Raw genomic sequence first — 14,099 nt, 5'->3', positions numbered from 1 at the left:
CGGGCCGGCCGCCGCAGCAGACCGCTCGCGACCAGGCCACGCAGCACCGGCCCGGCCCGGCCCGGCGCCCAGCCGAGCAGCCGCTCGACGGCGCCGGCCGCGAAGCGGGCGCCGAGCGCGGCGCCGGCCATCAGCACCGCCCGGTGGTCGCCGTCCAGCCGGTCCAGCCGGGGGTCGACGATCCGGCGGACCGGGTCGGGCACCGGCCCGGCCGGCGCGCCGCCGTCCTCGTCGAGCGCCCGCACGTACGCCGCGGCGACGGCCGGGTTCCCGCCGACCAGCGGCAGCAGGTCCCGGGCCAGCGCGGCGGGCCGGCCGGCCCCGCCGAGCAGGTGTCGCAGCAGCCGTCCGGTGTCGACGGTGCCGAGCGGGGGCAGCGGCACCCGGCGACGCCGGTCGCCCGCGCCGGGCACCAGGTCGGCCCAGCCGGAACCGTGGGTGGCGACCACCGCCAGCGGCAGCCGCCGCTCGGTCGCCGCAGCGAAGAGCCGGTGCAGGAAGCGGTTCATCGCCGGCGCCGCCCGGTCCAGGTCGTCCACCGCGACCACCACCGGCTGCCCGGCGGCCAGCTCCAGCAGGACCAGCCGCCAGGCGTCGGCGCCCCGGTCCGCCGCACCGCTGTCCTCCGGCGCGGCGACCAGCTCCGCCAGCGCGTACGCCGCGGGACCCCGGGCGGCCGGCGGGAGTAGCCCGTCCAGCGCCGCGGCCAGCCGCCGGCGCACGGTCGCGGGCAGGTCGCCGTCGCGCACCCCGGCGAACCCGCGGACCATGTCGGCCAGCGGCGCCAGACCCCCCTGGGCGTACGGCGGGCAGTGCGCGACGCACCAGCGCACCAGCGTTCCGTCCACCGTCGACACCGCCCGGGCCAGCTCGTGCAGCAGGCGGCTGCGCCCGCTGCCGGCCGGGCCGGCCAGCGAGATCCAGCGGGGCCGGCGGTCCCGGACCGCCCGGGTGATCTCGTCGCCCGCGGTGGCCAGCTCCCGGCGCCGGCCGACCAGTGGGCCGCGGTGCGGGGCGGGACGGGTTCGGCTCGTCCCGGTCACCCGCCAGACGTCCAGCGGCAGCGCCTTGCCGGCGACCGTCATGGACGCCAGCGGCCGCTGCTCCAGCAGCCCGGCGGTGGCCCGCCGGGTGGCGGCGCAGACCACAACCGCCCCCGGCGGGGCGTACTCCTGCAGGCGGGCCGCGGTGGTGATCACCGCGCCGCTGGCCGTGCCATGTCCGCCGTCGCGGGTGGCGCCGAGATCCACCAGCACCTCGCCGGTGGCCACCCCGACCCGGACCCGCAGCCGGACGCCGGCCGGCGTCCGCCGGTCGACGGCCTGCTGGATCTCCAGCCCGGCCCGCACCGCCCGGTACGCGTCGAAGCCGTCGGAGGCGTGCGCGCCGAAGAGCGCCATCACCGCGTCGCCGATGTACTTCTCCACCACGCCGTTCCACCGGCGCAGCACCCCGGCCACGGTGTCGAAGTACACCCGCTGCAGGGCCCGCACGTCCTCCGGGTCGAGCCGTTCGGTCAGGCCGGTCGAGCCGACGATGTCGGCGAAGAGCACGCTGACCGTGCGCCTCTCCTCCGGCACCGGCCAGCGGGCCGAGCTGACGAGATCCCGACTTCCCACCGTCGTCGACATTGGCATCGCCTCCACCCTTCCCCCGCTCCGGTGCCTGATGACCTCCGGAGAGTTCCACCACCGGGTTCTCGGGGGATCGGCAGAACGACGTATGTCGGCCACCCGCAACCTTTAGTCGCAATGTCGACGCGAGGAGTACCACAACGGCACCGAGCCCGTAGAACGGTCCGGGAGTCTGTGATTAGGCTGCGAGCCATGGCCAGCGATGTGGACACGGCACCGCTCGTCGGCCGTGCCGACCAGCTGGCGGCGCTGCGGTCGGCGCTGCTCGACGACGTCGCCCAGGGGCACACCGCGGCGGTCTTCCTCACCGGCGAGAGCGGGGTCGGCAAGACCCGCCTGCTCGCCGAGGTCAGCGCCCGGCTGCGGGACGCTGGCGCGCTGGTGCTGACCGGCACCTGCCTGGACATCGGCGACGCCTCCCCGCTGCACCCGCTGCGGCAGGCCCTGCGCCGGTTCGACGCCGAGCTGACCGCCGCCCAGGCCCGCACCTCCTCGGCGGTGCGCGGCCTGCTGCAGATGTTCGACGACGAGACCCCGGGGCCGGACGGCGCCGGCGCGCTGCTGGAGCGGGTCTCCCGCGGCCTGCACCTGGTCGCCGGCGGTCGCCCGCTGGTCATCGTGCTGGACGACCTGCAGTGGGTCGACCGGAGCACCCGCCAGCTGCTGCTCTACCTGCTCGCCGGCCTCGGTGACCTGCAACTGTCGGTACTCGCCGCGATCCGGGCGGAGGCGCTGCAGGGCGCCCACCCGCTGCGCCGTGTCCTCACCGAGCTGCGCCGGCTGCGGTCGGTCCGGGTGGTCGACCTGGCGCCGCTGGACCGGGCGGACACCGACCGGCTGGCCGCGGCCGTCGTCGGCCGGCCGCTGACCCCCGACGCGGCCGAGCTGGTCTGGCAGCGCAGCGGCGGCAACCCCTTCGTGGCCGAGGAACTCGCCCGGGCCCTGCGCGACGGCCGCGACGGGCTCTCCGACACCCTCCGGGAGATCTTCCTGGCCCGGGTCGACGCCCTGCCGCAGCACGCCCACGCGGTGGTGCACGCGGTGGCCGCCGGGGTCGAGCCGGTCGAGCACTGGCTGCTGGCCCAGGTCGTCCGGCTGCCCGAGGAGGAGCTGATCGAGGCGGTCCGGGCCGCCGTGGCGCACCGGCTGCTGGTCGGCGCCGACGAGGGCTACCGGCTGCGGCACCGGCTGGTCGCCGAGGTGCTGGCGCACGAGCTGCTGCCCGCCGAGCGGTCCGCCCTGCACCGGCGGTACGCCGAGGCGCTGACCTCGGCCACGGCGGAGCTGCACCAGGCCCGGCTGGCGCACCACTGGCGGCTGGCCGGCGAGCCGGGCCGCGCGCTGCCGGCCGCGATGGCCGCCGCCCGGGAGGCGGAACGCCTGCACGGCTACGCCGAGGCGCACCGGCACTGGTCGGCCGCGCTGCACCTGGCCGACGCGCCGGCCGTCGTACCGCCGGACCCGGACCGGGCCACCCCGGTCCAGGTCGACCGCGCCGAGCTGCTGGAACACGCCGCCGAGGCGGCGCACCACTGCGGCGAGCACGCCCGGGCGCTGGCCCTGCTGGAGGAGCTGGCCGGGGATCCCGACGGCCCGCCGGCCTGCGCCCTGCACATCCGGCGGGCCCGCTACCTGGCCGCCGCCGGCCGGTCCGCGCCCGCCGAGGCGGAGTACCGCCGGGCGCTGGCGGCGGCCGACTGCACCGCGCGGGAGCGGGCCACCGCCGCCGCCCACTTGGCCGAGCTGCTGCTGCACCTCGGCCGGTACGCCGAGGCCGGCGAGCAGGCCAGGGAGGCGTTGCAGCTCGCCGCCACGGTCGAGGGCTCCGCCTCGGAGGTGGTGCTGGCCAGCGCCGCGCTCGGCTTCAGCGAGGCCTTCCTGGAGGATCCCGACGCGGGGCTGGCGGTGATGCGGGAGGCGGTGGAGACCGCCGAGCGGTCTGGCCGGCCGGAGGACGTCGCCTGCGCGTACCTGCATCTGGCGGAGCTGCTGACCGGTCCGCTGAACATCCTCGAGGAGGGCGTGGTGGTGGCCCGCCGGGGCGCGGAGCGGGTCGCCGAGCTGGGGCTGGGCCGCACCTGGGAGACCCGGCTGCTGGCCATCGCCACCAACGGCCTGTTCCGGGTGGGGCAGTGGTCGGAGGCGGAGAAGGTGGTCGCGGCGGCGCTGCGGCACCGCCCGTCCGGCGCGGACGCGGTCGAGCTGCTGCTGGCCCGCTGCCGGCTCTCCGTCGGGTACGGCGACATCGAGGCCTCCGACCGGGACCTGGAGGCGGTGGCCACCGTGCTGGCCGGCGGCGGCGCCCGGCACGTGCTGCCGATGCTGATCCTGCGCGCCGGGCTGGCGATGTGGGAGGGGCGGCACGACCTGGCCCGGCAGGCCGTCCAGCGTGGCCTGACCGAGAGCCGCTCCGACGACGTCATCGTGCTGGCCACGCTGGCCTGGCACGGCCTGCGGGCGGAGGCGGAGGCGCACGCCAGCCGCACCATCGCGGTGGACGAGACGGCGGTCCGCCGGCTGCGCGAGGTGGTCGACCGGGTGGCCCGCAAGAGCCAGCACGCCGGCCGCCCGGTGCGCTACATCGTCGACGGCTTCCTCGCGCTCTGCGCGGCCGAGCTGAGCCGGCTCGACGGCCGGGGCGACCCGGAGCTGTGGGCCCGGTCGGCGGCCGAGTGGGACCGCCGGAACCACCCGTACCCGGCGGCCTACTCGCGGCTGCGGCAGGCCGAGGCGTTGCTGGCCCGGCGTAGCCGGGTGGCGACCGCCGGCAAGCTGCTGCGCCAGGCGTACCAGATGGCGCAGGGCCTCGGCGCGGTGCCGTTGAGCTCGGAGATCCGTACCCTGGCCGGTCGCGCCCGGGTGACGCTGGAGGAGCGGCCGTCGCCCGCCGGCGGGCCGCCGGCGCCGGCTCCCCGCCGGCCCGCCGCGGCGCTTCCCGCCGAGCCGGCGGTGGACGAGCTGGCCGTGCTGACCGCCCGGGAACGGGAGGTGCTGGCCGCGGTCGCCGAGGGGCTGACCAACAAGGAGATCGGCCAGCGGCTGTTCATCAGCGAGCGGACCATCGGGGTCCACGTCTCGCACATCTTCGACAAGCTCCAGGTGCGGACCCGGGTGCAGGCGAGCGCGATCTTCCTGCGCAACCGCGTCGAACAGTCGTAGGACCGGCCACCCGACATACGTCGTTCTACTGATCCCGGGCACCGGCGCGGCTGGAAGGCTGTCCCACGTCACCGGTACGGGGGTGGCCGGCCACAGTGGAGGAGAGATGACCGAACCGGTCTGGGGTCCAGTGCACCAGGACATCGTCGGGCTGCTCGCCGACCACCCGGCCGACGTGCCGGCGGTCGTCGACCACCTGACCAAGCTGCAGGACCTGCTGGTCCGGCTGCCGCCGCTGGAGGCGAGCTGTCCCCTGGCGGACTTCAACAAGCTCTACCTGACCATTACCAGCACCGTGCTGGACGGCCTCTACGACGACCGCTTCGCCGATCCGGCCTTCCTGGCCCGGCTGGACGTCGAGTTCGCCGCCCGCTACTTCGACGCGTTGCGGTTCTGGACGGAGTCCAGCCCGAGCACGCCGAAGGCCTGGTCCTGCCTGTTCCAGCGGATGCGCGGCCCGGACGCCCGGCCGCTGCCGTCGGCCGCCGCCGGGGTGAACGCGCACATCAACTTCGACCTGCCGTTCGCGGTGGTGACCACCCTGGAGAGCCTGGAGTCCGAGCCGGTCGACGACAGCGACCAGCACCACGACTACCTGGAGATCAACAAGATCTTCGCGGAGCGGATCCCCGAGCTGCGCCGGGGCTACCTGGACCACTGGCAGCTCATGATCGACATGGTGAACGGCGACATCGACGACTGGTACCAGGGCGAACTGGTGGAGTACACCCGGAACGTGGCCTGGCGTAACGCGCAGAAGATCTGGCGCTGCCGGCACGATCCGGAGGCCCGCGAGTGTGAGCGGACGCGGTTGGACGACAACGCCGCGCTGCTCGGTCGGCTGCTGCTCTCGCCCCTCGGGGCGTTCCTGCAGTAGCCGCGACGGGGGGTTGACATCTGTTGCCAGCGGAGTGGGCGCTGATGCTCTTGAGCGCGCTTCAGTGTTAGAGTGACCGCCGTCGGGCAGGTGATAATCAAACCCATCCGGCGCGCGAGGCCCCTGCGACGGCAGGCTAAACACGCCAGATTGGTCGGTACCGGGAGTGCCTCGGGAACCAGATCCTTCGGGATCGAACGGACGTGGAGACCGTGTAAGACCAGGACCTGTCCTGGCTGTGGTCGTCGAAGCGTCAACCTCGCACCGCGTCAGCGGGTAAGACGAGGAGCGTCCGCTGGTGACGGCGGACTGCGAGTTGGTGTGCTCACCAAAGCGCACTCGCTCGCAACGGTCCCCGCGTTCCGTCGTCCGGCGGAACGCGGGGACATCGTCGTGCCGGCCCGGTGCGAGGATGGGCCGGTGACGGAGACCGAGCTGCCGCTGCCGGGCAACGCCACCGCGGGGGTGGTCCGGGTCGGCGACACCGTCGGGCGGCCGGTCGGCCCGTGGACCGACAGCGTCGACGCGCTGCTGACTCACCTGCACGAGGTCGGCTTCCCCGGCGCGCCGCGCCCGTTGGGCCGGGACGACCGGGGCCGCCAGGTGCTGGAGTACGTGCCGGGGGAGCCCGGCGACCCCGCGGGCACGTACGCCCCGGCCGAGCTGGCGTCGATCGGCGCCCTGCTGGCCGAGTTGCACCGCGCCACGGCGGGTTTCGTGCCGCCGGCGTCAGCGGTGTGGCAGCGGGTCATCCCGCCCGACGGCGCGGACCTGGTCTGCCACCACGACGCGGCGCCGTGGAACCTGGTCCGCTCGCCGCGCGGCTGGGTGCTGATCGACTGGGACTCCGCCGGGCCGGGCACCCGGCTGTGGGAGCTGGCGTACGCGGCGCAGAGCATGGCCGGCATGCGACCGGACCGGCCGGTGCGGGAGTCTGCGCGGCGGCTGCGGGTCTTGGTGGACGGCTACGGCCTGACCGGGGCGGACCGTCCGGCGCTGGCCGGGCTGCTGGGCCGGCGTGCCCGCGCGATGTACGACCTGCTCCGCCGGGGCGCCCGGGACGGCGTGCAGCCCTGGGCCCGGATCCACGCCGAGGACGGCGCGTACTGGCGGGACACGGCCGCCTACCTGGACGCGCACGTCCCGGTCTGGACCGCGGCGCTGGAGTGACTGCTCAGGACCGCCGGGTCCGGCTCCGGTACGCCGCGGCGGCGGCCCGGTTGTTGCACAGCTCGCAGCAGAAGCGTTGCCGGCCGGCGCGGGTCCGGTCGAGGTAGGGGGCCCGGCAGGGGTCGGCCGCGCAGACCCCGAACCGGTCGGCGCCACCGGCCACCGCGGCCCGGGCGAGCGCCCCGGTGACCAGGGCGGCGAAGGGTCCGACCGGGCCGGCGTGCGGCAGCGGCGCCAGCCGCAGGGTGCCGTCGGGCGCCGCCTCGACCGCGGTGCCGTCGCTGACCTCGGCCAGCACCTCGTTGAGGGTGGCGATCCGGGCGGTCGGGTCGGGCGCGGCGAAGACCCGGTAGAGCCGTTCGCGCAGGTCCCGCAGTCGGGGCAGGCGGGCCTCGGTCAGCGTCCCGGTGACCTCGGCCAGGCCCAGCTCGCGGCCGGCGGCGTGGAGCCGGGCGACGGTGAGCTGGTCGACCGGTTCCTGGAGCACCCAGTAGCTGTGCAGCAGCGCGACGGCCAGTCGCAGCGCGGGCTCCAGGGGCGGCACGGCGCTCATCCCCGCCCGTCCCGCCGTCCGGTTGTCGACACGTTCCGCCGTCCTTCCGCCCTTGACCGATCGCCGTCCGTCATCCTAGCGCCATCAGTTATAAAACCAATTTAGAAAGTGATGGAGGTGGCTCGTGCGACGTCTGCCCGCACTGCTGTCCACGGCACTGTTCCTGGTTTCCGGCGCGCTCGCCGGCGCGGGCGGGGCACGCGCCGAGGTGCCCGCCGGACCCGCGTCGACCCGTCGGGACGCGGTCCTGGTCCGGGACGTCGAGATCCCGGTGCCGGGGCAGCCGGCCGTCCGGGCGTATTTGGTCCGGCCGGCGCACCCCGGCCGGCCGGACCGGCTCGCCGGTGTGCTGGCCCTGCACTGGTTCGAGCCGGGGCGGGTCAACCAGGACCGCACCGAGTTCCTGGCCGAGGCGACGGCCCTCGCGGGACGCGGGGTGGTCTCGGTGCTGCCCCAGCTGAGCTTCCCGTGGGCCGCCGACCCGGTGGGCGACGCCCGGGACCGGGCCGCGGTGAGCGCGCAGCTCGACGCCGTCGGACAGGCCTGGCGCCGGCTGCTCGCCGAGCCCGGCGTGGACCCGGCCCGCACCGCGGTGGTCGGGCACGACTACGGCGCGATGTACGCCGCCGACCTCGCCTCCCGGGAGCCGGGCGTCCGGGCCGCCGTGCTGCTGGCGCCGGACGCCACCTGGGCGAACTGGTTCGACCTCTACGGGCTGCGGCTGCCGGCCGGGGAGCGGGCCGCCTACCGGGCGGTCTTCGCCGGGCTCGACCCGGTGGACGTGGTGGGGCGGCTCGGCGCCGGCGCGTACCTCCAGTTCGCGGCCGAGGACCGGTTCGTCGGCCCGACGACCCGGGTCGCCTTCGCCGCCGCCGCGCCCGAGGCCCGGGTGTCGCTCTACCCCGGTGAGGAGCACGACCTGGGCGGTTCGCGGGTCCGCGACGACCGGGTCGCCTGGCTCGCCGACCGCCTCGCGCTGGCCGGCTGAGCCGGGAGTGCGGGACCGGCCGGCCCGGGGGGTGCTGGCCGGTCCCGGTTCGCGGGGGGAGCGGACCGGCCGGCCCGGGGGGTGCCGGCCGGTCCGCGATCGCGGGGGGAGCCGGGCGAGCCGGCCGGCGCGGGCGAGACGGGTGTCGGCCCGCCGGCACCGGGTACGCCCGGCGCATGACGACCAGCGAACCGGACCGGCCCGCGCCGGCCCACCCGACGACCGGCGGAACCCCCCGCCGGTACGGATTCCGCTTCGACCCGGTGTTCCGGCTGCCGCTGGCGCTGCTCGGGGTCCGGCCGGCGACGGCCGTGGTCGAGCTGGACGCCGACGCGCTGACGGTCCGGTTCGGCCCGTGGCGGCTGCGGACCGCCCGGAGCAACGTCACCGGGGCCGAGCGCGGCGGGCCGTACCGCTGGTGGCGGGTGGTCGGGCCGCACATCTCGCAGGTCGACCGTGGGGTGACCTTCGGTACGAGCACCGCGGCGGGCGTCTGTGTCCGCTTCGCCACCCCGGTGCCGGCCCTGTTGCCGGGCAGCTGGCTGCGCCACCCCGGGCTCACGGTGACCGTCACCGAGCCGGACGAGCTGGTCCGCGCCCTGCGCGCCCCGGCCCCGGACTGACCCGGCAGGACGCCGCCCCGGCGGTAGGATCCCTCGCGCCCTGATGATCTCCCCGGCTTGCCGGGTTCCGACGGGTGACGCCGTGGGTACCGCCTACGGTCGGGTCAGGGCCTGAAGGGGTGCAGATGTCGGACGGGCGGGACGGGGGGCAGCCTCGGCGTACGCGGGGCCGGCGCGACCAGGCGCGGTCGCACGGGCGCGCGCCGGGCCGCGAGCCGGAGCGCGGCGAGCGGGCCGGTCGTGGCCCGCGGGCCGTCCCGGAGTGCGTGGACACCCCCGTGCGGCCGGCCGAGCCGGCCAGCCGACTGAGCCGGTGGCTGTTCCAGCACCGGGTGCAGCCGGTCGGCCCGGAGACCCGGGAGCCGGAGGCGAAGGCGCACCCCTGGTGGCAGGTGATGTGCCTGACCGGCGTGGACTACTTCTCCACCCTCTCCTACCTGCCCGGCATCGCCGCGTTGGCGGCCGGCGCGCTCTCCCCGCTGGCCACCCTGCTGATCGTGGCGCTGACCCTGCTCGGGATGCTGCCGATGTACCGGCGGGTGGCCCGGGAAAGCCCGCACGGGCAGGGCTCGGTGGCCATGCTGGAACGGCTGCTGCCGTTCTGGCGAGGCAAGATATTCGTGCTGGTGCTGCTCGGCTTCGTGGCCACCTCGTGGATCATCACGATCACCCTCTCCGCCGCCGACGCCACCGTGCACCTGCTGGAGAACCCGATCCTGCCGGCGTCCTTCCCGCACGGCACCACGGCCGCGGTCGCGGTGACGGTGGCGCTGCTGCTGATCCTCGGCGGCGTGTTCCTGCTGGGCTTCAGCGAGGCGGTGCAGGTCGCCATCCCGCTGGTGGCGGTCTTCCTCGGGCTCAACGCGGTGATCGTGGTCGTTGGGCTGGCCGAGGTGGCCGCCGACCCGGCGGTGCTGAGCGGCTGGACCAACGCCCTCACCGCCCGTGGCGCCGGCGTGGGCGACCTGCTCGGGCCGGCCGTGCTGGCCTTCCCGCTGCTGGTGCTGGGGCTCTCCGGCTTCGAGACCGGCGTCAGCATGATGCCGCTGATCAAGGGCGAGGGCACCGACCCGCGGCAGCGGCTGGAGAACCGGATCCGCAACACCCGCAAGCTGCTCGCCACCGCGGCCCTGGTCATGTCCGTCTACCTGATCGCGACCACCTTCGTCACCACCATGCTGATCCCCGCGGAGGAGTTCCAGCCCGGCGGGGCGGCCAACGGGCGGGCGCTGGCGTTCCTGGCCCACGAGCACCTGGGCGAGGCGTTCGGCACCGTCTACGACATCAGCAGCGTGCTGATCCTCTGGTTCGCCGGCGCCTCGGCGATGGCCGGCCTGATCAACATCGTGCCCCGCTACCTGCCGTCGTACGGCATGGCGCCGGAGTGGGCCCGGGCGGTCCGGCCCGTGGTCATCGTCTACACGCTGATCAGCATCGCCATCACCGTCGCCTTCCGGGCCGACGTCAACGCCCAGGCCGGCGCGTACGCGACAGGGATCCTGGCGATGATGGTCTCCGGCGCGATCGCGGTGACCATCTCCGCGTACCGGTCGCGGCACCCGTTCGCCGGGGCCGGCTTCACGGTGCTGACCCTGGTGCTGCTCTACGCCCTCACCGAGAACGTGATCGAGAAGCCGGACGGCATCACCATCTCCGGCTTCTTCATCGCCGGCATCATCGCCGTCTCGCTGATCTCCCGGGTCACCCGGACCACCGAGCTGCGGGCCGAGCGGATCGAGTTCGACGAGGCGGCCCGGCGGTTCATCGCCGACTCGCTGACCCACGACGGCCGGCTGCACCTGATCGCCAACAAGCGGCAGAGCGGCTCGGTGAAGGAGTACCGGTTCAAGGAGCGGGCGCAGCGCGCGATCAACCCGGTGCCGGGCGCCGCGGACGTGCTCTTCCTCGAGATCGACGTGGTCGACCCGTCCGAGTTCAGCCAGGTGCTGCGGGTGCACGGGGTGGAGGTCGACGGGTACCGGGTGCTGCGGGCCGGCAGCCCGGCCGTGCCGAACGCGATCGCGGCGATCCTGCTCGCGCTGCGCGACGGCACCGGCGTCCGCCCGCACGCCCACTTCGAGTGGTCCGAGGGGAACCCCCTCGCGCACCTGCTGCGCTATCTGATCCTGGGCCGCGGCGACACCCCTCCCGTGGTCCGGGAGATCATCCGCAAGTCCGAGCCCGACCCCACCCGCCGCCCCGGCATCCACGTCGGCGGCTGAGGTCCGGGCCGGGCCGCCGGCTCAACCGAGCGCGCGCAGCCGAGCGTTGAGGTCGCCGGCGAAGAAGTCGAGGAAGCCGTCCGGGTCGGGGCCGGCGTTCTGCATGACGATGTGGTCGTAGCCCGCCTCGACGTAGGCGCGCGCCTTCGCGACGTGGACCTCCGGGTCAGGGCCGACCGAGAACTGCCGGCGGACGTGGTGGTCCTCCACCCAGGAGGTGGCCGCGTCGAAGTTGACCGGGTTGGGCAGCTCGCTCATCACCTTCCACCCGGTGATCGCCCACCGGCTGGTCTCCCGGGCCGCGCGGACCGCCTGCTCCTCGTCGGTCGCCCAGGCGATCGGCACCTCCGCGTAGCGCGGGCCCCGCCCGCCGGCCTGCCGGTAGTGGTCGGCGATCGACGACTTCGGCTCGGTGGCGAAGAGGCCGTCGCCCAGCTCGGCGGCCATGGCGGCCGAGGCCCGGCCGCTGGCCGCGACCGCGATCACCGGCAGCGTCTCCGGCAGGTCGAAGACCCGGGCGTCCTCCAGCTGGAGGTGCCTGCCCTCGTACGACTGGTAGCCGCCCTGCCAGAGCAGCCGGATGATCTCCAGTGCCTCGCGGAGCCGTTCGTGCCGCCCGCGGACGCTCGGGAAGCCCTGCCCGACGACGTGCTCGTTGAGCCGCTCGCCGGCGCCCACCCCGAGGGTGAACCGGCCGTCCGAGACCAGCGCCATGGTGGCGGCGGCCTGGGCGATGATCGCCGGGTGGTAGCGCACCGTCGGGCAGGTGACGCCGGTGGCGAGCCGGAGCGTGCTGGTCTTGGCGGCGATCGCGCCGAGCACGCTCCAGGTGAACGGGGAGTGCCCCTGCACCTCGAGCCAGGGGTGGTAGTGGTCGCTCATCTCCACGAAGTCGAAGCCGGCCTGTTCCGCGCGGACCGCCTGCCGGATGAGCTCCTGTGGTCCGAAGGCCTCCGAGGCCAGTTTGTAGCCGATCTGCATCGCCGGGTCTCCCGTTCCGTCCGCGGTGGACCTCGGCCCTTCCCGGCAGGTCGGCGGGCAAACGCCAGCCGGGAACCCAGCCTCCTAGGACGCACTACGGGTGGTGACGCGACCGGCCCGGCGCACGCAGCGGCCCGCGCCGCGGGGGGAGCGGGCGCGGGCCGGAGCAGTGGGGGATTACTTGGACGGCTCGGGGAGCGTGCAGTCCACCTTGGGGTTGGCGCCGATGTAGTTCAACGGGCCGGCCACGATGGTCACCAGGATGGTGCCCGCCTCCGCGCAGTTCTTGTCGTCGCTGCTGTAGTAGCCGCGCTGACCGGCCGCGATCGCGCCGATGATCAGCCAGATCACGACCAGGACGCCGACTATCGAGGTGCCGCGCATGGGTTGCCTCCAGGGGTGTGGTGGATTTCGAGGTGCCACCCCTGTACCCAATCCGCGCGTTCGGCTAACGGAGGCGGGGACCGGGCGGACGGCCGTTTACGACCATGCCCGGGAGCTTCGGCTCAGTGCGGCGGCTTCGGGGACTCCGGCGGCCGGCCCCGGCTGCGTCGATAGTCGGCGACGGCCACCCCGGCGAGCACCAGCATGGCCCCGGTCGCGGCGACCAGCGGCGGCAGGAAGAGCACGGCCGGGGCGATGGTGAGCAGCGCCAGCAGCCCGCCGGGGCGGGACAGCGAGACCCGGCTGAACACCTCGTACTCGAAGAAGGACCGGCCGACCAGGAACAGCGCCGGCCCGCCCAGGATGACCGCCGCCCAGGCCGGCGGCGTACGCCCCGTCGGCTCGTGCAGCACCAGGTCGAAACCGGCCGCGGTGACCACCACCCCGGCCACGATCAGCAGGTGGGTGTAGGGGGCGGTGTTCAGGAATCGGCTCGGCTGCTTCGAACTGGAGATGGCGTGCGGCAGCAGCTCCCCGGACTTGTGCACGTAGATCCGCCACAGCAGCAGGGTGGTGATGAAGGCGACCGTGAAGGCGCCGATGTTCTGCGCCTCCGAGTGGTAGATGCTGAACATCATGCCGGTGGTGAGGATGGCGTCGCCGAGCGCGATGATGAAGAACTGCTGGTAGCGCTCCGAAAGGTGTTCAGCCGTGACGTTGCGCTGGGCGTCCGGCACCACGCCGAGGCCGGGCACCGGGTACGCGAGCCGGAAGCCGACATAGTCGAGGGCGAGCGCCAGCGCCCACAGCGCCTCCCGGGCGTGGCCGTGGACGAACCCGCCCGCGATCCACGGCACGGCGGAGACGGCGAACCAGATGAAGATCCGCGCCGCCCGCCGCTGGGTCTGCCGGTGGTGCCGGACCGTCGGCATCAGGAACAGGCCGCGACCGAGATGGATCGCGACGTACGTCGCGGCGAAGACCAGCCCTCGGCTGGCGAACGCCTCCGGGATGGCGGTGGTCATCAGCAGCGCCCCGAACATCACCGCGATGATCAGCAGCTTGATCTCGGTGCGCTCCGGGTCGTACATGTCGGTGACCAGGGTGGTGATCGCCCAGGTCCACCAGAGCGCCATCAGGATGAGCAGGGCCTGCAGGGCGCGTTCCCAGTTGAGATCGACGACCATGCCGCGCGAGACGAGCGCCAGCGCGACCACGTAGACCAGGTCGAAGAAGAGCTCCAGCAGCGTCACCCGGCGAGGTGACTCGGGGTCGCGCACCGGGGGCCGGCCTCGTCGCGAGGGCTGCTCGGGCGAGGCGAAGGGCACGAGTTGCTCCTGCGGTGCGGGATCGGCGCGACGGGCCGGTGGTCCTCACCGACGCTAGATCCTTGGGTTCGAGAATCTGAACAACTGAGTCAGGTTTTCAGGCTGCGGTTTTGAGTCGTGCGCGGGCGATGTAGTCGTCGACGTGGTGGTCGATGGCGGCGAGGGCTTGACGCAGGTCGG

General features: G+C 74.6%; 11 protein-coding genes. 6 read left to right on the top strand and 5 right to left on the bottom strand.

The features are described 5' to 3' along the window. The coding region (locus DKT69_RS01580) for an adenylate/guanylate cyclase domain-containing protein (RefSeq protein ID WP_109799828.1) at positions 1–1,637 on the bottom strand (1,637 nt) is incomplete at its 3' end. Between the two features lie 189 nt (positions 1,638–1,826). Here DKT69_RS01580 and DKT69_RS01575 point away from each other — a divergent pair. The 3 genes from DKT69_RS01575 to DKT69_RS01565 all read left to right on the top strand — a co-directional run bounded on the left by DKT69_RS01575 (position 1,827) and on the right by DKT69_RS01565 (position 6,840). Further along, entirely contained in the window at positions 1,827–4,793 is a 2,967-nt protein-coding gene (locus tag DKT69_RS01575; RefSeq protein ID WP_109799827.1) for an ATP-binding protein, read from the top strand. 106 nt (positions 4,794–4,899) lie between these two features. Continuing rightward, positions 4,900–5,670 (top strand): DUF5995 family protein, encoded by a 771-nt coding sequence (locus DKT69_RS01570; protein WP_109799826.1) that lies wholly within the window; start codon positions 4,900–4,902, stop codon positions 5,668–5,670. Between the two features lie 420 nt (positions 5,671–6,090). Beyond that, on the top strand, positions 6,091–6,840 hold the full coding sequence (locus tag DKT69_RS01565) for a phosphotransferase enzyme family protein (protein ID WP_109799825.1): 750 nt from the start codon (positions 6,091–6,093) through the stop codon (positions 6,838–6,840). Between the two features lie 4 nt (positions 6,841–6,844). On the opposite strand, the gene DKT69_RS01560 is transcribed toward DKT69_RS01565, so the two are convergent. After that, a complete protein-coding gene (locus DKT69_RS01560; protein ID WP_109799824.1) occupies positions 6,845–7,393 on the bottom strand; it encodes a CGNR zinc finger domain-containing protein in 549 nt (182 codons plus the stop codon). 124 nt (positions 7,394–7,517) lie between these two features. Here DKT69_RS01560 and DKT69_RS01555 point away from each other — a divergent pair, with 124 nt between their 5' ends. The 3 genes from DKT69_RS01555 (at position 7,518) to DKT69_RS01545 (ending at position 11,226) form a co-directional block, all read left to right on the top strand. Continuing rightward, complete coding sequence (locus DKT69_RS01555) at positions 7,518–8,381, top strand: alpha/beta hydrolase family protein (protein WP_146230957.1); 864 nt, start codon at positions 7,518–7,520, stop codon at positions 8,379–8,381. Positions 8,382–8,557: 176 nt separating this feature from the next. Beyond that, positions 8,558–9,004 carry a hypothetical protein gene (locus DKT69_RS01550; protein WP_109799822.1) on the top strand — a complete coding sequence of 149 codons (447 nt, stop codon included), beginning with the start codon at positions 8,558–8,560 and terminating at the stop codon, positions 9,002–9,004. 125 nt (positions 9,005–9,129) lie between these two features. Beyond that, positions 9,130–11,226, top strand: coding sequence for an APC family permease (locus tag DKT69_RS01545; protein WP_201749439.1), 2,097 nt, complete (start codon positions 9,130–9,132; stop codon positions 11,224–11,226). Positions 11,227–11,247: 21 nt separating this feature from the next. Here the strand turns inward: DKT69_RS01545 and DKT69_RS01540 are convergent, their stop codons facing one another. The 3 genes from DKT69_RS01540 to DKT69_RS01530 all read right to left on the bottom strand — a co-directional run bounded on the left by DKT69_RS01540 (position 11,248) and on the right by DKT69_RS01530 (position 13,844). After that, complete coding sequence (locus DKT69_RS01540) at positions 11,248–12,207, bottom strand: TIGR03557 family F420-dependent LLM class oxidoreductase (RefSeq protein ID WP_109799820.1); 960 nt, start codon at positions 12,205–12,207, stop codon at positions 11,248–11,250. Between the two features lie 177 nt (positions 12,208–12,384). After that, positions 12,385–12,591: a hypothetical protein gene (locus DKT69_RS01535; RefSeq protein ID WP_109799819.1), complete on the bottom strand. Its 207-nt coding sequence runs from the start codon at positions 12,589–12,591 to the stop codon at positions 12,385–12,387. A gap of 122 nt (positions 12,592–12,713) precedes the next feature. Beyond that, a complete protein-coding gene (locus tag DKT69_RS01530) occupies positions 12,714–13,844 on the bottom strand; it encodes a low temperature requirement protein A (protein WP_236647260.1) in 1,131 nt (376 codons plus the stop codon). Positions 13,845–14,099 lie beyond the last annotated feature (255 nt).

The sequence above is a fragment of the Micromonospora sicca genome (assembly GCF_003172935.1).
GTDB lineage: Bacteria > Actinomycetota > Actinomycetes > Mycobacteriales > Micromonosporaceae > Micromonospora > Micromonospora sicca.
Note: the sequence above shows the minus strand (reverse complement) of the source record. Positions and strands in the feature narration are given on the sequence as shown.

Coding starts and splice junctions, on each gene's coding strand:
- DKT69_RS01535 (WP_109799819.1), bottom strand. CDS start 12,591: ATGCGCGGCACCTCGATAGTCGGCGTCCTGGTCGTGATCTGGCTGATC.
- DKT69_RS01540 (WP_109799820.1), bottom strand. CDS start 12,207: ATGCAGATCGGCTACAAACTGGCCTCGGAGGCCTTCGGACCACAGGAG.
- DKT69_RS01575 (WP_109799827.1), top strand. CDS start 1,827: ATGGCCAGCGATGTGGACACGGCACCGCTCGTCGGCCGTGCCGACCAG.
- DKT69_RS01550 (WP_109799822.1), top strand. CDS start 8,558: ATGACGACCAGCGAACCGGACCGGCCCGCGCCGGCCCACCCGACGACC.
- DKT69_RS01545 (WP_201749439.1), top strand. CDS start 9,130: ATGTCGGACGGGCGGGACGGGGGGCAGCCTCGGCGTACGCGGGGCCGG.
- DKT69_RS01570 (WP_109799826.1), top strand. CDS start 4,900: ATGACCGAACCGGTCTGGGGTCCAGTGCACCAGGACATCGTCGGGCTG.
- DKT69_RS01560 (WP_109799824.1), bottom strand. CDS start 7,393: ATGAGCGCCGTGCCGCCCCTGGAGCCCGCGCTGCGACTGGCCGTCGCG.